The sequence below is a fragment of the Chlorobium ferrooxidans DSM 13031 genome, assembly GCF_000168715.1.
GTDB classification, from domain to species: Bacteria; Bacteroidota; Chlorobiia; order Chlorobiales; family Chlorobiaceae; genus Chlorobium; species Chlorobium ferrooxidans.
This window is the reverse complement of the sequence record NZ_AASE01000001.1, coordinates 217,862-235,154: the sequence shown is the minus strand read 5'-3', so window position 1 is coordinate 235,154 and position 17,293 is coordinate 217,862. Positions and strand designations below refer to the sequence as shown.

The following is a 17,293-nucleotide window of genomic DNA, read 5'->3' as shown; positions in this document are numbered from 1 at the left end:
TCGATATGTACTTCGTTCTTATTAGTTGAAAATTTCTTTACTTTTACAAAGATGATGTTTAATGGAAGAATTCGGTAGCGTGTAACGGGCAGGTTTTTTTGATGTAATGCATTCAGTTTCTTCAATGTAAGTTTTACTCGTTGATATGAGCTCTCTTTCAGAAAATGAAATCGCACAACAGAATCCAAGCCTTTATAATTCTTTACACCCCCTTCTTCGTGTAATCCCAACAGAATTAAACGGATACCTTGAGAAGGTTGCCTGCAAGGTGTCAGTGCCGGGGACAAAAACCCAAGCACATTGCTACTTTATTACTCTTGACGGTAATCGTCGACCAAGAGTAAAAGACTTTGCTCGGTTTATAGCTGACAAAATTGCAGACTTTGCAATACCTCGTTCTGAAATCGAACGCGCATTAAAAGAAGCTCAAGACAAAAACTCAGTCGCTCCTATAGCTAGGCTCAATAAAAAGGCAAATAAGTTATTCACGACACTTCCTAATTCAGGTGAGGGTGGTGAGGTGCTTCTGTCGCTTTTGGCAGAGGCATTTATAGAGATACCTCAGATTTTCACGAAGATGGTGTTGAAGACAAATTCGGAAATGCACGTGCATGGCAGTGATGGAATACATGCAGGGGTAAATAATGATGGGCATTTGGCTCTCTATTGGGGTGAATCAAAATTGTATAAAAACGCGAATAGTGCGATCAAATCCTGCTTTAACAGTTTGGCTCCATTTCTTCTTGATACGGGTGGAAGTGATTCAAATCAAGAGCGAGATCTTCAGTTGATGAGGGATGGACTATCATTGCCCGACCCGGCTCTGCTCAATGCGCTAAAACATTATCTTGATCCAGATGATCCAATGTTTAAAAAAATGGAATATCGTGGTCTTTGTTTAGTGGGTTTTGATTCTGATTCATATCCGACTTCTCCAAACTCAAAGGAAATACAAGAGGTCAAGAACGCTATAGAGGAAGTTTTCATGCAAAGCAAAGAAAAAATACATGAGCACGTAACGGATAAAAAAATTGAGAGTTTTACCATAGAAGTGTTTTGCTTACCGTTTCCATCTGTGGAAGAATTTCGAATGGCTTTTAGAAAAGAATTAGGGCTAGCAAAATGAGCAAGAGCGAATTGCAAAATTGGCTCTTTAGCAATAAAGGGTTTCAAGAGCGATATCGACATGTCGTAATCGATTCTGTTACAAACCAATTTCCGGCTCTAAATCGTTTGCCTTCTGGTGAGAAGCATGATTGGAGCTATCTTCTGCTGTGCGCAAGTCTTCTTGCGCAATCTGCGGACGGTAACTGTCAAGATGTTTCATTGCGAATTGCCCAGTTTTGTCTTCAAGCAAACAATTTGCAATCAGAGTATAAAGATGCTGCGGCTGTCATACTTGATATACTTGCAAATCAACCGGCAATCAATCTTGCGGAAGCTAGAAATCTAATCGAGTGTGGTTTTGAAGATCGTTTGCCTCATAACATGCTTTGTGAGTGGATAAGGCGCTCTTTAGAAAATGTTATTTCTTTATCTGATTGCCGTACTTTGTCAGTCAATCATTTTCAACGGGAGTTTTGGGGACGGACCAAACAAAATAATTGGATTAGTATATCCGCGCCTACTTCTTCAGGGAAATCCTTTATTCTTGGTCAGTGGCTTGCGGATTACATTCGATCATCGCCGTGTGCTACGATTGTATATCTTGTTCCCACAAGAGCTCTTATTCAACAAGTTCAACAAGATCTTGAGCGTGTTGTAAAGTCCGAAAATATACCATTAGTTGCTATCTCTACTCTTCCGCTACTTTCTGCTTATAAACCAGGAGTTGCAAATGTATTTGTTTTTACCCAGGAACGCTTTCACATCCTTATCGGTGAGAGAGGAGCTAATTTAAGTGTAGATCTTCTGATCGTAGACGAAGCTCAGAAGATTGGCGACAATTATAGGGGAGTCCTTTTGCAACAAGCCATTGAGAACACTGTGCATAGGAATAAGAATTGCCGTATAGTATTTGCGAGTCCGATGACGGATAATCCTGATGTATTGCTTGATGATGCACCAGACGGAGTTATTTCAGGTGATATTGTCAGTGAGGATACGATGGTTAATCAGAATCTGCTTTGGGTATCCCAAATTACTGGAAAACCGAAGGAATGGGAAGTTGAACTTATTCTGGATGGAAAGTCTGAGTGCATCGGCCAGATTGCGTTGCCTTCAAGCCCTGCACCTGATAGTAAACGGTTACCATTTGTGGCTTTTACTCTGGGAAGTAAGGATGGTGGTAATGTTCTTTATGTAAATGGCTCGGCAGATGCTGAAAAGGCAGCAAAGCAGTTATATGATTTACTTGGTAAGGATGCGGATATATCATTTGACGAAGAGATCGACGAGCTTGTAGATCTTATCAAGAAGACTATACATAGTCAATATTCTCTATCTCGTGTTCTCTTGCGTGGTGTTGCCTTTCACTATGGAAATATTCCTCTTTTGGTTAGGACAGAAATAGAGCGTCTATTTTGTTCAAACAAAATTAAATATCTCGTATGTACATCTACTCTAATTGAAGGTGTCAACATGCCCTGCCAAAGTATTTTTGCACGTGGCCCAACGAAGGGTCGTGGTGTGCCGATGACCCCAAGTGATTTCTGGAACCTTGCGGGTAGAGCCGGAAGATGGGGAAAAGAATTTCAAGGAAATGTCATTTGCGTGGATACCAAACGCAATGGTGTATGGAAGAACGGTGCTCCGTTGCGTAGATCTAAATTTCGGATTACAAGAACAACTGACCAAGTATTGTCGAGTATAGATGCTTTGTTGGAATACATTGCTAATGGAACCCCAAGGGACGAAGCAATAATGAATCCAAATTTAGAATATGTCTTTTCATATCTCATGTCTTGCAATATTCAAAATGGGAGCATCTCAAACGCACTTTGGTCACGCCGTTTTCCTGAGGACGTTATACAGCGAATCAATTTGCTCTTAGCTGAAATATCAAACACACTCTCTACTCCACATGATGTCATTCTGCGCAATCCAGGGATCAGCCCTCTTGCAATGGATGGATTACTCGGTTATTTCCATGAACGGACAGAGTATAGGAAAATGTCAGTGGAAGAATTGCTTCCTCCACCACCTGAAAGTGAAAATGCTGTCAATGGCTATGCTCGGATACTAATGCGAATCAACAAACATCTTGGTGACGTATTTGGGCGAGAAGGAAGAGTTTTTCAACTCGCATTACTTATTGTGAATTGGATGAAAGGGTACCCACTTGCTCGGATCATTTCTAGTCGGGAAAAATATTATGGAAACGATAATCTTGCTGGTTTGATCAGGAATACAATGAAAGATGTTGAGGAAATTGCACGTTATCAAGCGCCAAAATATTTAGCGTGTTACGTTGACCTTCTCAGAGTCTACCTAGAGCGCATTAATAAGCCGGACTTGATTAATCGATTGTTTGAACTAAATGTACTTCTTGAGTTTGGGGTTTCGCAGAAAACCCAATTGTCTTTGGTAGGAATCGGTTTAAGTCGTTCTAGTGCCATTGCTTTATCTGAACTCATAACAGATGATTCTATGAGTGAGGAAACCTGCTTGACTTGGCTACACGAAAATGACTGGATGACGCATGACATGCCAGCTTTGATTAAACGCGAAATTCGAACAGTACTAGATAGAAAAAAAAGAAGTTATTGATGCATTAGCTCGTGTCCTCTTCCCATAAAACCGGACCATTCTAAAGTTGAGTTATTCGGCAATGAGTATCTTAAACCAAACAAGGAATCATTGCCATGAAAAGGACAAAATTTACCGATGAACAGATTGCTTTTGCCCTCCGGGACGTGCCCCCATCTGCAAGACCACTTCTCCTTGGCAAAGATCCTTTTGCTGAACCAGAAATTCCTTCAGTGTTAGTCTTCCTAAAGAACTGTGCGGGCGGATCGAATTGTAATCCAGTGGCCATCGAGCATATTCTCTAACAGTTTCATCGGTATTATTTATTTAGGCTCAAAGTTTTTACAGTAATCATCAGAAGAGACTTCTGGCCAACCTGATATTTTCTGATTTGTTTCATTTATACCGTATATCGTTGGGTAGTTTCCGCGGCATTCATTTCCTTGAGTTATGGTTTTAGGCCCGTTTGGGTCTTCAAATTTAGATACGTTTCGTGTTAGGGTATAAAACCATTTACAGCCTTGACATGTAATGGGCATTTGGTAAGTAATTAAGTGATTTATGAGGAGTAAAAAACACTTTAATATATAGAAAATCATCTGTTTAGAGATCATATTTTTTTTTCATCACTCTGTTTTGGGCTCACGACCTGTACTGTAATGGTTCCCCAGTTGGGCTACTTCATAGGTCTTAGCCTTGAGGTAAATCAATTGATATATTTGTGATTTTCTTTAATATTTCCTTTCTCGAACATCACTTGATTCATCATGGACGCAATAGCAATCATATCCGAGCTGACGCAGCATATGGAGTGGGCGGATGGTGTTGTGTTTTCAGCGATTCTGGGGAGAGCGCAGGCGGAAGGGGATGAAGTGTTGTTGAAGAGACTCCGGCATATTCATCTTGTCCAGAAGGCCTTTTTTGATGTCTGGAAGAATCAGCCCGTCAACCCGCATTCGACGGATGCGATGAACGCTTCCGAATTGGCGGCATTTGCCAAGTCACTGCACAGGGAGATTCAGGAGTTCCAAAACACACTTACGCAGGATGATCTTGACAGGATCATTCTTCTGCCCTGGGCAGGAATGATAAGCCGCTCGCTTGGGTTCGAGGTTGCCAACCCGACGCTCGGTCAAACCCTTATGCAGGTAACCGCCCACAGCTCATACCACCGCGGTCAGGTTAACTCCCGCCTTCGTGAACTCGGTATCGATCCGCCCATGACCGACTTCATCGCCTGGGTCTGGGCCCGCAAACCCGCCCCCTCCTGGCCCTGAACCCTCCGATAAACCCCGGTGGAAACTATTTCTCCGATTTTGTAAAACTGGCGTAGAATCGGTAAATAGCAAAAGAAAAGAACGGCTCTCATATCTGTTCCCTTCAGGAACAAAGGGGCGGCTAAAACATGGAGATGCACATCATGACCAGACACTTCAGAGCAGCGTTTATCCTGCTGTTCCTCACGGCTGTAACGGCTTGCACGAGCAAGGAATCAATCAAATATGTGACCGTTACCGAGATTCAGGAATCCCTTCCCGCAACTCCGGTCGTTGCAGGATTCGACATTGACGACACCGTTCTTTTTTCCAGCCCCGGCTTTTACTACGGCATGACCAACAAGGACGGGCCAAATGGTACCAACAAATACGGAGTGAGTCCGTTGACCTCCCCGCTGTTCTGGAGCGACATGAACGGCCAGTTCGACAACTTCAGCCTTCCCAAGAGATCCGGCTATGAGTTGATTGCCATGCATTCCAGAAGAGGAGATAAAATCGTGTTCATAACCGCCCGCGACAGCTCGAAGGTTTCCATTGTGCCAAAGATTCTGATGCAGAGCTTCCGCATAGCAAACCCGGATGTCGTGTTTACCTGCGATAAGCCGAAAACAGCATTCATATCAGCCAAACAGGTGACGATCTATTACGGTGATGCCGATTCGGACATGGATGCCGCCATCGGAGCCAAAGCCCGCCCCGTCCGTGTACTCCGTTCGCCTCTTTCACCCAACAAGACCTCGTACGAAAAGGTTGGAAAGATGGGGGAGGATGTGCTCATCAATTCTGAGAACTGAAAAGGGTTTCCGGATTGCTCATTCCTTGGATGGCTGATTGACCTTGCGCAGAAATGTCGTATTCTCCGGGTTTCCCTCAGAATAAGTCATCATCAGTCGCGTTTTTGTCTCCTTTACGACGATCATTAGCTCTACTCTCTATGTATTCGGCTTCCTCAGGACTGAGTGCCAGGAATTCAGCAACGCTTCCGACTTTCCATCCGACTGCCTCAAGTCTTATCTGCTTTTCCTTTTTCATCTGTCTATCTGTTTACGAGCATGATTGAGCATGCTGAATATCCCACACTATCGTATCGGCGCTGAAATCCTGTTCGTGTGGCCACTTGATTGTCTGTTCTCTTCATGATAAATATAATAGCTTGCATATAAAAAAAACAGAAATTGTATTAATAGTAACTATTTGCTATACTTTATCAAAGGGATCAATTCAACGAAGGGGGATAGCAATGGGCAGGGCAGAACTAAAGAGCGGCGAATCGACTGACCGGGGGGCTTTGGCCAAGATGGTGATGACGCTGTTTGACCACTGGAAGCTGAGTACGGAGGAGCAGGTTGTGCTTCTGGGGCTTGCCTCTGCCAATCGTGCAGCGCTGGCGCGTTACCGCAAGGGGGAGCCGATAGGCACCAGTCGTGACCAGTATGAGCGGGTTGGTCATCTGCTTGCAATCCACAAGAACCTTCGTCTCCTTTTTCCGAAAAACCGTGATCTTGCCTACCGCTGGATAAGCACACGCAACAGGGCTTTTGACAACCTTACCCCGGTAGAGGTGATCAGGGAGTGGGGGTTTGCCGGTCTTTTGATGGTTAGGGCGTATCTGGACAGGGCGAGAGGGATTTGACTTGGCGAGCCTACCAATATTGCGCCCCTCCGTGGCTTGAACATCAAAGCGCTCACGACAATACATAGCGATACCCGGTGATGGATACACTCTTTTCAAAGCTTACTTTAGCCGATACGCATCGGAATCTGATCCGCAATGTGGTTTCGCTCAGAGAGTCGGAGGATCTGTTTGATGACTTGAGCGACAGGCCGGAGGAGTGGCAGATGGCACAGCAGGTTGAGCTGGATGTGAAACCGCACCCCTACCGATCAAGTCAGCCGGAAATCCATCGCCCATTTGAAGATGCACTCTGGTTCAACGCGATTGCATGGCCCTTTAAAAACTGGCAGGCAAGCCGTTTTTCTGACGGTTCATTTGGCGTCTGGTATGGGAGCGACAAAGTAGAGACCACCGTCTATGAGTCAGCTTATCACTGGTTCCGGGGGCTGCTCTGCGATGCGGGATTTGAACATGAAGCTGTCGTCATAGAGCGTAAACTCTACAGCGTGGCATGCGATGCGCTGCTGCTTGACTTTCGTCAGGTCGTTCAGGAATACCCGGATATGCTGCACATGTCCGACTACAGCTTTACACACGCTGTCGGGGCACGTATCCATCGTGAAGGCCATCCCGGTCTGCTTACCTTCTCCGTTCGGCAGAAGCGGGGATTGAACTATGCGATACTGAATCCCGGAGTTCTCTCCAACCCGCGCCATCACAGCAATCTGACCTATCGTCTGGAGGGGAAGGTTGTGACGGTAGAGAAGGTGCCGGGAGTTGTGTGGATGGAGATTGACCGCAATCAGCTTTAGTGCTACCAATGTTTCGCCCCTCCGGGGCTTGAACATCAAGCTGCTCACTACGATTCATAGCGGTGCAGCATAGTCAATTGCTGCTGAAAACCTCACGCCGGTCAGGTGCTCTCGGCTCTGACCGGGTCTCCATCCTTCAGTCCCAAAGTCTCACGGGCGTTGCCGTTTCTGACGGCTATCTCAATCATTCCGAAGCTGCCGGTGTAGGCGAGGGGCTGCTGGTCGGCGGCATCGCCGTAGGTGCGGGAGACCGGATGGCGGTATTTGCCTGCATGAACATGCCACTTTTTTGAGCGGTCAAGGAGCTGCGCGTCGAGTGAAGTGACCAGATTGCCGAAGTGGTCGGTGTAGATGATACTTCCCTCCCATGTTTTTCCGTTGTCGGCGCTGTGGCACTCCGGCATCGGGATCCTTGTGCACTCCGCAGGATCAATTTTCTTTCCCAGACTCTCTATCGGTAGGCCGGAAGCGAGGTGTGCGGCTGCAGGCGAAAAAACATCCCTACCGTGAAAGGTTGAGCTGCGAACCGGAAGCAGGTAGCGGCTATCGGTGATGGTGACAGCCTCAGTTACGCTTCTGCTCTGAAGAATTGAGGTGAGCATACCGTTATCAGGTGCAAGAAAGAGTGCCCGCTCTGTCCGGACCGCAATCGCGTTTCGTGAGGTGCCGACACCGGGGTCAACCACCGAGACAAATATGGAGCCTTCGGGGAAAAAATCGGCTGATTTTGTGAGGATGAAAGCACCGTGAGCGATGTTCTGGGGCGTAATGGCGTGCGTCAGGTCGATGATCCTCGCTTCGGGTGCGATGGAGAGGATGACCCCCTTCATCTGGCCGACATAGCTGTCCGTGATGCCGAAATCGGTCATCAGCACGATAACAGGATGGGCGGGTGCAGGCATACGGCTCAGTCGATTGCGGTTTTATAGATGAGGTATCCGACGATAAGAAAGATGATGTTCGGCAGCCATGCAGCCAGCGCGGGATTCATGGCTCCCTGGTATCCGGCAATTGCGACGGTTTTCTGTAATCCGATAAAGAGAAAGCCGAAGAAGAGGGCAATGGTGATTTCAGAGGCCAGTCCGCCCCTTTTTTTCTTGGCCGAGAGCGGTACGCCGATCAGCATGACGATGAGTGAGGCGAAGGGGAGGGAGAGCTTGGTGTAGAACTTGACGGCTGAGCGATCGAGTCCGGAAATACCTGCCTGCCGTTTTTCCGTGAGGTAGCGGTAGTGGCGGCTGACGTTCATCTCATCCGGCTGCAGGTTGAACTCAAGCAGTGAGCGGGGTGAGATGGAGAGTTTGACCGGTTTGCGGCCAATGAAGCTGTATTGCTCGCTTCCGCCGGTGAACGAGCGGATTGCAGCGTTCTCAAGCATCCACTCCCCGCTCTTCGGGTTGTAGCTCATGGATGCGGCATCGATTCGTGAGACGAGGTGCGCGCCGCTGAACTCCTCTATCGAGACGGCTTTGCCCGTTGATTCATCACTCCCCATACTTCCGATCGAGACAATCCGGTTCCCCTGCTCGATCAGGTGCATGTTCCGGTTTTCAGGGAGCTTTCCGGGCTCTTTGGAGAGATGCTCCCGTTCAAAGCGGGCTATACCGGAAAATGCCGCAGGAGCTATCCAGCAGGAATTGACCAGGTTCACGGCGGCGATGAACGAGGCTCCGGCAAGAAAGGGGTAGAGAAGCTGGCGCATGCTGACACCGGCAGAACGGATTGCCGAGAGTTCGCTGGAAGCCGAGAGGCGGCCTGCCACCAGAATGGAAGCGAGGAGCGAGCTGACCGGAGCGGTTACCAGAACGGTGGAGGGAATGGAGAGGAGGTAGTAGCCGATAATCTGAAAAATGGAGAGATTCCTGCCCATCATATCATCAAGGTGTTCGACCATGGTGATAAGGATGAACAGGAAGACAAAGGTGGTGGAGGTAAAGATAAACGCCTTTGCAAACTGCCTGAATATGTAGCGGTCAAGAATTTTCATGCGTTATGGGCACCTCTATTTATTTATTCCGAAACCCGATTACTGCGTTGGGTGGTGCTCGAAATCCTCATGTACTCCGTATACACTCCGGTTTCTGTGCTCCATCCGCCTTGTCCTCGGGCTTCTCACGACAATAAATAGAGGCGCCCTTATATCGAAAATGAACGAACTCTTCCTCTGTATCGCTATAAATCGTCATGAGCGGTGCAATCTGTTAGTATCCGAAAATATCCTTCAATTTAAGCTCCTTAACCGTTCCGTACTTCTGCAGGGTTGCCATGTCGAGGTTCCCTTTTTTGCCGAGCACCAGCATGACATGGTTTTTATTGCGCAGATGCTTTTTGTGGAAGGCTTCGATATCCTTGAGGGTTATGGTTGCCGCTTCGCGATAGATATCTTTTCTGATATCATGGCTGTGGCCCATTCTGACCGCATCTTCATAGTTGAAGAGCACCTCGGTTCTGGTAAGGCGCTCGGTCGAGATTTTCTGCAGAATGCCGTTCTGGGCGGACGCGAAGAGCTCGGGCGATTTCGGCAGGTCGTTCATCAGATGGCTGATCCCTTCAAGCGCTTCCGGAAGCTTGTCGGCCTGTGTGCCGATATAGCTTACCATGTAGTTGTGTTTCTCTTTCTGCTTCGGAGCCCTGTAGACCGAAAAGACGGAGTAGGCAAGGGCCTTGGCCTCGCGCAGCTCCTGGAAGACCACCGACGACATCCCTCCGCCGTAATACTCGTTGAAGAAGGTAGCCAGGGGAACCTGCAATGGATCGTAAAGCTCATCGCGCGTCAGCATGATCACCTCGGCCTGGGTCATATCGTAATCGACTACATAGACCTGATTATCCTGCTGTTCCAGCTCCGGGTAGGGATCGGATACCGGAGGCGTTTTGAATGACGCAGGGTAATGGCGGACCGAACGAAGCTCTGCGAGCACTTCCTGTGCTTTCGCAGGGCCGTAGTAGAGTACCCGGTGCTGATACTGCAGCAGATCGTGCAGTTCCGAGAGCAGTTCAGTGGATGTTACCTTGCCAAGCTCCTCATCACTGAGCACATTGGTGAAGGGAGAGGTTGAGCCGTATTTGCCGTAGTTGGTCATGGCTTCGAAGAGTATTTTTTTCTTCGAAAGCTTGTCGTCTGCGCGCTCTTTCAATTCACCGGCCTTGAGGTTCTCAAGCGCCTCCTCATCGGGTTTGGCATCAACAAGCAGGGTTTCAAGCAGGCGGATAGCCGCCGGAGCATTCTTGCCCAGTCCTGAGAGTTTCAGGTAGACATAGTTGTCCGCCGTAAAGGCTGTGAAGCTTGCACCGATTTTATAGAGCTCCTGGCTGAAGGCTCTCGGTGTAAGCGTGGAGGTGCCGAGATAGGAGAGATAGTCGAGCGCAAGGTTGATTTTGCGGCTGTGGTTTTTGCCGACATCAAACACATAGTAGAGCGAGAAGAGCTCGTTCTCAAGGTTTTGCAGGTAGTGCAGCTTGATTGAGGGGTTGACATCCTCAAAGGTGATATCCTTGCGGTAGTCGAGAAAGACCGGTTCGGTTTTCGCTGATTTCTCTGCCAGAAGCTTTTCGGCAAATGGCGACGAGGTGTCGCGGTTTACCTTGAGCGGAGTGATCGGCGGTTTCTGGATCTTCTTTTCGCTTTTTGCCTTGCCGTGCTCCTTGTAGACCGTGACATAGTTATCGCGGTAATGTTTTGTTGCAAACGCAACAAGATCGGCCTTGGTGATCTTTTCAAGCCGCTCTATCTGGCTGACATGTTCCGGCCACGGCATACCCCAGATGAAGGCGTCAACATAGGCTTCAACCCTGCCCCTGTTGCTTTCGTAGAGTTTCAGCTGTTCGAGTTTCAGGTCGTTGATGGCCGCCTCAAGCATCCAGTCGGGAAATTTCCCCTCCTTGAGCAGCTCAATCTGCTCAAGCAGCAGTGCCCGTACCTGGTCAAGGCTCTGCTCCTCCCTTGGTTTGCCGCTCAGGATGTGCGCGGAGTAATCTTTCATCATCACGAGCATGGAGCCGGCATCAAGCACCTTCTGCTGCTGGTTCAGATTGAGGTCGATGAGGCCTGCGGTCTGGTTGTAGAGGATCTTGTCGAGAAGGGTCAGATAGTCTGCGTCACTGCTGTTGATGCCGTTGAAGCGGTATCCGATAACCAGCTCTTCAGCCTCAGGCCCTTTGGCCTTGATAACGGTGGGCTTTTTGATCTCCTCTTCCACTGCCGGAGTGAAATGGGGGATCTCTTTTGGCTGGAGTACCGAAAATTTCCGGTCAATCAGTTTTATGGTTTCATCCGGATCGAAGTCACCGGCGATACAGAGTGCCATGTTGTTCGGCACATAGTAGGTGCGGTAGTAGTCGATGACATTTTTTATCGAGGGATTTTTCAGATGCTCCGCCTTGCCGATGGTGGTCTGGGTTCCATAGGTGTGTTTTTTGAAAAGACCGGCAAAGAGATTCTCCCATATTTTGCGGCTGTCGCTGTCCATGGTCATATTTTTCTCTTCATAGACCGTTTCAAGCTCGGTGTGAAAGAGCCGCATGACCGGATTGCGGAACCGTTCGGCTTCGATTGTAAGCCACTGGTCGAACTTGTTTGACGGGATATCATTGACGTAGACCGTCTGCTCGACCCAGGTGTAGGCATTGGTGCCCTGTGCGCCGATGGAGTTGAGCAGCTTGTCGTACTCGTTGGGTACGGTGAAGCTGGCCGCTACATTGGATATGCTGTCGATATCACGGTATATTGCCGCCCGTTTGTCCAGGTCGGAGGTTGAACGGTACTCTTCATAGAGCTCCGTGATCTTGTCGAGCTCGGTGCGCTCCTTTTCATAGTCAAGAGAGCCGATTGCATCGGTACCCTTGAAGAGCATATGTTCGAGATAGTGGGCAAGGCCGGTTGTTTCGGCAGGATCGTTCTTGCTTCCGGCACGTACGGCAATGGAGGTATAGATTCTCGGCTCATCCCTGTAGGGGCTCATGAAGACCGTCAGGCCGTTTTTCAGTGTATAGATTCTTGTATGGAGGGAGTCGCCCTGTGTGGTAGTGTATGGATACTGCTTCTCTTCTTTTATCATGGGTTTACAGGAAATTAAATGCAAAAAAAGTATTCCGATGGCAAATATCGGGATGCGACTGTTCATGAACGCTTGAAAATTTTCCGGCATGAAAAGATTATAATAATGGGATTAAATGTGCATAATTGCAACCGGATTCACTGTGCGTGCACGAAAATTGCCATGCCGGTGATGCTCTGTTCCGGAAAGCGGGCGTCCGTTTTCGGGAGGGCCTTTTTGCATGCGGAGTTTATGTAAAGCAATCGCAGCCGGTACTTTGTTATACAAGATTCTGGAAGAACTAACAAACAGTATTAATAGTTCTTGTAGGCACCGAAAGAGAGAAGAGGAGTTCCAATATCAAGAAAAGTGAGTGTTTATGCAGGGGAGTGATCTATACAGGCTTGTGAGCCCATACAGTCCGACAGGAGACCAGCCGAAAGCGATTGAGGCTTTGAGTGAAGGCGTACTGACGGGAAATCCCTATCAGACCCTGCTCGGCGTGACCGGTTCGGGAAAAACCTTTACCATCTCCAATGTCATAGCCCGGGTCAACAAGCCCGTTCTGGTGATGAGTCATAACAAGACCCTTGCCGCCCAGCTTTACGGAGAGCTCAAACAGTTTTTTCCTGATAATGCGGTCGAGTATTTCATCAGCTACTATGATTTTTACCAGCCTGAGGCCTACCTTCCCGCGCTTGACAAGTATATAGCCAAAGACCTTCGCATTAACGACGAGATTGAGCGTCTCAGGCTCCGGGCAACCAGCTCGCTGCTCAGCGGCCGCAAGGATGTGATTGTGGTCAGTTCGGTCAGCTGTATCTACGGTCTCGGTTCACCGGAGGACTGGAAAGCCCAGATTATCGAGCTGCGGTCGGGGATGGAGAAGGATCGGGATCTCTTTCTCAAGGAGCTGATCGCCCTGCACTACGTTCGTGACGATATCGATCCGGCACCCGGAAAGTTCCGAGTCAGGGGGGATATTATCGATCTGGTTCCGGCGCATGAGGAGCTGGCGCTCAGGGTCGAATTTTTCGGCAATGAAATCGAGAGCCTGCAGACCTTTGATATTCACAGCGGCGAAGTGCTCGGCGTTGATCCGTATGCCTTTATCTATCCGGCCCGGCAGTTTGTGGCCGAGGAGGCGAAGCTCAAGGAGGCTATGTTTGCAATCGAGAATGAGCTGGCCGGTCAGCTCAACTGGTTTCGTGCTGAAAATCGCCTGCTTGAGGCCCGCCGTCTTGAGGAGCGCACCCGCTATGACCTTGAGATGATGAAGGAGCTTGGCTACTGTTCCGGAATCGAGAACTACTCCCGTCATCTCTCCGGTCGCAATGCCGGCGAACGGCCCTACTGCCTGCTCGACTATTTCCCTGAGGAGTACCTTGTGGTCATTGATGAGTCGCATGTTACCCTGCCACAGATTCGCGGCATGTACGGAGGCGACCGCTCCCGGAAAACAATCCTTGTCGAGCACGGATTCAGGCTCCCTTCGGCGCTTGACAACCGGCCGCTCCGCTTTGAGGAGTTTGAGGAGATGGCGCCGCAGGTTATCTGCGTAAGTGCCACGCCGAGCGAGCATGAACTGACCCGCTCGGGAGGAGTGGTGGTTGAGCAGCTTGTGCGTCCCACCGGTCTGCTTGATCCTCCGGTAGAGGTGCGTCCGGTCAAGGGGCAGATCGATAATCTGCTGGCCGAGATCCGTCTGCACACCGCAAAGGGGAACAAGGCGCTGGTGATGACCCTGACCAAGAGAATGGCCGAGGATCTGCACGATTTTTTCAGAAAGACCGGTATCCGTTCGCGATATCTCCATTCGGAGATCAAGAGCCTTGAACGTATACAGATTCTCCGGGAGCTCAGGGTTGGCGATATTGATGTGCTTGTCGGTGTCAATCTGCTGCGGGAAGGGCTTGATCTGCCCGAGGTCTCCCTTGTTGCGATTCTTGACGCCGACAAGGAGGGTTTTCTTCGCAATACCCGCTCGCTGATGCAGATTGCCGGAAGGGCGGCCCGTAATGTTGAGGGGTTTGTTGTGCTCTATGCCGATGTCGTGACCCGTTCAATCCGCGAGGTGCTTGATGAAACCGCCCGACGCCGCACTATCCAGCAGCGCTACAATGAAGAGCACGGCATCGTGCCCCGCTCAATCATTAAATCGGTTGACCAGATTCTCGATACAACAGGGGTTGCGGATGCCGAAGAGCGATACCGCAGGAAGCGGTTCGGCCTTGAGCCCAAACCGGAACGGATGCTTGCCGGTCTGCTTGAATCCATGACTCCGGCCGAGGGGTATGCCATGGCTGCCGAGCTCCGGATTGAAATGCAGGAGGCGGCGGTGCATATGGAGTATGAGAAAGCGGCTTATCTGCGCGATGAGATTGCAAAGCTGGAGCAGGTGATAGAATCGCGTCAGCCTTCAGATATCTGAATGATTTTTTCGGCGGTTTGTTTTCTTGTTTGGAATTAACGTTATATAATAAAAGGGAGTTTTCTCCCATTCTCCTTTTGTTTCCATTTTAATGCGTTGTTCACCGGAGTTGATGCTACGATGTTAGCCCAGATAGAGAAAAACCATTACAATAAACTGAACGAGATTCTCCGGCTTTCGCGCAGGAATCTTAAAAACTTTGATGAATCGCTGATTCAGCGGGCATTTTTTATGTGCTATCGGGCACATGAGGGTGAAAAAAGGGCTTCAGGAGAGCCTTTTTTTTATCATCCGGTTGAAGTGGCCACCATTCTGCTCAATGAGCTTCCCCTTGACGGAGTCTCCGTGGCGGCCGCGCTGCTGCACGACGTTATTGAGGACAGCGGCTACACCTATGAGGACATTGTTGCCGAACTTGGCGTTGAGGTAGCCGATATTGTTGAAGGGCTGACCAAGATCTCCGGTATCATGATCAACCGGGAGACAACACAGGCGGAAGGGTTTCGCAAGATGCTCCTTTCGATGGTCAAGGATATCAGGGTCATTCTGATCAAGTTCTGCGACCGGCTGCACAACATGCGAACGCTTGAGTCGCTTCCGGAGCATCGCCGGCTGAAGATCGCGCTTGAGACCAGAGATATCTATGCACCTCTGGCTCACCGGTTCGGTCTTGGAAAGATGAAGGTCGAGTTTGAAAACCTTGCGCTCAAGTATATCGATCCGGAGATGTATGAGTTTCTCCAGCAGAAGGTTCGACTGAGCAGGGGAGAGAGGATCAACTACCTGAACAAGATGATTGATCCGATTACGGCCGATCTGGAAAAGCAGGGGTTCAAGGTTGAGGTGCAGGGGCGGGCCAAGCACCTCTTCTCCATCTACAACAAGATGCGCAACAAGAACAAGGACTTTGAGGATATTCACGATCTCTACGGTCTCAGGGTGATTGTTGATACGGAGCGAATTGCCGACTGTTTTGCGGTCTACGGTTTCATTACGCAGAAGTACCCTCCGATTCCGCAGCACTTCAAGGACTACATCTCCATACCCAAGCATAACGGCTATCAGTCCCTGCATTCGGCCATCATCGGCCCGAAAGGGAACATGATCGAGCTGCAGATCCGCACCAAGCGGATGCATGAGTTTGCCGAGCTTGGTGTTGCGGCCCACTGGCGGTACAAGGAGAAAATATCGAGGGATGATGCCCATATCGACTCATTTCTCCGCTGGGCAAGGGAGCTGATCAAGGATGCCGACTCTGCGGCGGCCTTTATGGAAGGGTTCAAGCTCAACCTCTATCACGACGAGATATACGTCTTTACGCCGAAGGGAGACATGAAGACCATGCCTGCCGGTGCAACACCGATAGATTTTGCCTATGCCATCCACACCGAGGTCGGTAACGGCTGTATCGGAGCGAAGGTCAACGGCAAGATTGTCCGTCTGAATGCGCAGTTGAAGTCCGGCGACCGTCTTGAGATCATCACCTCCAAAAACCAGAAGCCCAAGGCTGACTGGCTTAAAATTGTGGTGACCCAGCGTGCCAAGCTGAAAATACGCTCGGCTATCAATGAGGAGCGGCGCCTGCAGATTGAGAAGGGGCGCGGTATGTGGGAGAAAATGGTGAGCGGTACCAAAAAGCTCTTTACGGATAACGATATTGTCACGCAGGCCAAACGCTACGGGATCAAGACGCCGTCTGATTTTTTCAGCGCACTGGCAAACCAGCAGATCAACGGTGAGGAGGTCATGGAGCGGGTGACCAACCCCCGCAAGGATGAACCGGCCTCGAAAACCGTTGCCGATGAGGCGCGTCAGGTTGAGGACTACCTGCAGATTGCCCGTCACGATCAGGATCTGGATCGTCCGGCTTCGAAAAAGGATGAGGTGACCATTGCCGGAATGAGCAATATCGCTTACTCCTATGCAAAGTGCTGTCAGCCGGTACCCGGTGATGATGTGCTCGGGTTTGTTACCAGTGAAGGGGTGGTGAAGATTCACCGCAAGAACTGCCTCAATGTCAGTAACGAGAATCTGCTGAAAAGCGAACGGGTTGTTTCGGTTTCCTGGAACCGGAAAGTCGAGACCGACTTTCTTGCCGGTATCAGGATTGTCGGTGAAGACCGTCTCGGTATTTCAAACCAGCTGACCACCGTCATCTCCAAATTCGATACCAATATCCGCAGCATTTCGCTTCACGCCCGTGACGGGATGTTTGTGGGAACCCTGATGATCTATGTCCGTAACGCGGAAAAGCTCAATACCCTTATGGACAAGCTGAAAAAGGTGCAGGGAATCTTTACCGTTGAGCGTCTGATAAGCTGAAGAGAGCAAGGACTTATGGAATATCAAAAGTGTTTAAGCTCCGGAGGAGCGAAATATTGGTAGCGCAGGGTTTCAACCCTGGGGGGAAAGATATGATTCCGATAACGAACAGA

At 49.3% G+C, this 17,293-nt stretch carries 12 protein-coding genes; 8 read left to right on the top strand and 4 right to left on the bottom strand.

What is annotated here, in order from left to right; genetic code table 11:
- Positions 1-145: 145 nt before the first annotated feature.
- The 4 genes from CFERDRAFT_RS01105 (at position 146) to CFERDRAFT_RS01085 (ending at position 5,758) form a co-directional block, all read left to right on the top strand.
- Complete coding sequence (locus CFERDRAFT_RS01105; RefSeq protein WP_006365333.1) at positions 146-1,126, top strand: HamA C-terminal domain-containing protein; 981 nt, start codon at positions 146-148, stop codon at positions 1,124-1,126.
- Positions 1,123-3,708: a DEAD/DEAH box helicase gene (locus CFERDRAFT_RS01100; RefSeq protein WP_006365332.1), complete on the top strand. Its 2,586-nt coding sequence runs from the start codon at positions 1,123-1,125 to the stop codon at positions 3,706-3,708. The genes CFERDRAFT_RS01105 and CFERDRAFT_RS01100 overlap by 4 nt, the downstream gene beginning before the upstream one ends.
- A 746-nt stretch (positions 3,709-4,454) precedes the next feature.
- The gene (locus CFERDRAFT_RS01090) at positions 4,455-4,964 is read left to right on the top strand and encodes a DinB family protein (RefSeq protein WP_006365331.1); all 510 of its coding nucleotides are present in this window, start codon (positions 4,455-4,457) and stop codon (positions 4,962-4,964) included.
- Positions 4,965-5,107: 143 nt separating this feature from the next.
- Positions 5,108-5,758 (top strand): HAD family acid phosphatase, encoded by a 651-nt coding sequence (locus CFERDRAFT_RS01085; protein WP_006365330.1) that lies wholly within the window; start codon positions 5,108-5,110, stop codon positions 5,756-5,758.
- Positions 5,759-5,834: 76 nt separating this feature from the next.
- Here the strand turns inward: CFERDRAFT_RS01085 and CFERDRAFT_RS12255 are convergent, their stop codons facing one another.
- Positions 5,835-5,996, bottom strand: coding sequence for a hypothetical protein (locus tag CFERDRAFT_RS12255; RefSeq protein ID WP_156777951.1), 162 nt, complete (start codon positions 5,994-5,996; stop codon positions 5,835-5,837).
- 208 nt (positions 5,997-6,204) lie between these two features.
- Between CFERDRAFT_RS12255 and CFERDRAFT_RS01080 the strand changes: the two genes are divergently transcribed.
- Both CFERDRAFT_RS01080 and CFERDRAFT_RS01075 read left to right on the top strand, forming a co-directional pair.
- Complete coding sequence (locus tag CFERDRAFT_RS01080; RefSeq protein ID WP_006365329.1) at positions 6,205-6,597, top strand: MbcA/ParS/Xre antitoxin family protein; 393 nt, start codon at positions 6,205-6,207, stop codon at positions 6,595-6,597.
- 80 nt (positions 6,598-6,677) lie between these two features.
- Positions 6,678-7,391 (top strand): RES family NAD+ phosphorylase, encoded by a 714-nt coding sequence (locus tag CFERDRAFT_RS01075; RefSeq protein ID WP_006365328.1) that lies wholly within the window; start codon positions 6,678-6,680, stop codon positions 7,389-7,391.
- A 101-nt stretch (positions 7,392-7,492) separates the two neighbouring features.
- Here the strand turns inward: CFERDRAFT_RS01075 and CFERDRAFT_RS01070 are convergent, their stop codons facing one another.
- The 3 genes from CFERDRAFT_RS01070 to CFERDRAFT_RS01060 all read right to left on the bottom strand — a co-directional run bounded on the left by CFERDRAFT_RS01070 (position 7,493) and on the right by CFERDRAFT_RS01060 (position 12,538).
- Positions 7,493-8,293 (bottom strand): SAM hydrolase/SAM-dependent halogenase family protein, encoded by an 801-nt coding sequence (locus CFERDRAFT_RS01070; protein WP_006365327.1) that lies wholly within the window; start codon positions 8,291-8,293, stop codon positions 7,493-7,495.
- A 5-nt stretch (positions 8,294-8,298) separates the two neighbouring features.
- Entirely contained in the window at positions 8,299-9,378 is a 1,080-nt protein-coding gene (lptG, locus tag CFERDRAFT_RS01065; RefSeq protein ID WP_006365326.1) for an LPS export ABC transporter permease LptG, read from the bottom strand.
- Positions 9,379-9,592: 214 nt separating this feature from the next.
- Entirely contained in the window at positions 9,593-12,538 is a 2,946-nt protein-coding gene (locus CFERDRAFT_RS01060) for a M16 family metallopeptidase (RefSeq protein ID WP_006365325.1), read from the bottom strand.
- Between the two features lie 268 nt (positions 12,539-12,806).
- On the opposite strand from CFERDRAFT_RS01060, the gene uvrB reads away from it, so the two are divergent.
- Positions 12,807-14,858, top strand: a complete 2,052-nt coding sequence (gene uvrB, locus CFERDRAFT_RS01055) for an excinuclease ABC subunit UvrB (RefSeq protein WP_006365324.1) — start codon at positions 12,807-12,809, stop codon at positions 14,856-14,858.
- A 120-nt stretch (positions 14,859-14,978) separates the two neighbouring features.
- Positions 14,979-17,180 carry a RelA/SpoT family protein gene (locus CFERDRAFT_RS01050; protein WP_006365323.1) on the top strand — a complete coding sequence of 734 codons (2,202 nt, stop codon included), beginning with the start codon at positions 14,979-14,981 and terminating at the stop codon, positions 17,178-17,180.
- Positions 17,181-17,293 lie beyond the last annotated feature (113 nt).

Coding starts and splice junctions, on each gene's coding strand:
- CFERDRAFT_RS01105 (WP_006365333.1), top strand. CDS start 146: ATGAGCTCTCTTTCAGAAAATGAAATCGCACAACAGAATCCAAGCCTT.
- CFERDRAFT_RS01100 (WP_006365332.1), top strand. CDS start 1,123: ATGAGCAAGAGCGAATTGCAAAATTGGCTCTTTAGCAATAAAGGGTTT.
- CFERDRAFT_RS01090 (WP_006365331.1), top strand. CDS start 4,455: ATGGACGCAATAGCAATCATATCCGAGCTGACGCAGCATATGGAGTGG.
- CFERDRAFT_RS01085 (WP_006365330.1), top strand. CDS start 5,108: ATGACCAGACACTTCAGAGCAGCGTTTATCCTGCTGTTCCTCACGGCT.
- CFERDRAFT_RS12255 (WP_156777951.1), bottom strand. CDS start 5,996: ATGAAAAAGGAAAAGCAGATAAGACTTGAGGCAGTCGGATGGAAAGTC.
- CFERDRAFT_RS01080 (WP_006365329.1), top strand. CDS start 6,205: ATGGGCAGGGCAGAACTAAAGAGCGGCGAATCGACTGACCGGGGGGCT.
- CFERDRAFT_RS01075 (WP_006365328.1), top strand. CDS start 6,678: ATGGATACACTCTTTTCAAAGCTTACTTTAGCCGATACGCATCGGAAT.
- CFERDRAFT_RS01070 (WP_006365327.1), bottom strand. CDS start 8,293: ATGCCTGCACCCGCCCATCCTGTTATCGTGCTGATGACCGATTTCGGC.
- lptG (WP_006365326.1), bottom strand. CDS start 9,378: ATGAAAATTCTTGACCGCTACATATTCAGGCAGTTTGCAAAGGCGTTT.
- CFERDRAFT_RS01060 (WP_006365325.1), bottom strand. CDS start 12,538: ATGCCGGAAAATTTTCAAGCGTTCATGAACAGTCGCATCCCGATATTT.
- uvrB (WP_006365324.1), top strand. CDS start 12,807: ATGCAGGGGAGTGATCTATACAGGCTTGTGAGCCCATACAGTCCGACA.
- CFERDRAFT_RS01050 (WP_006365323.1), top strand. CDS start 14,979: ATGTTAGCCCAGATAGAGAAAAACCATTACAATAAACTGAACGAGATT.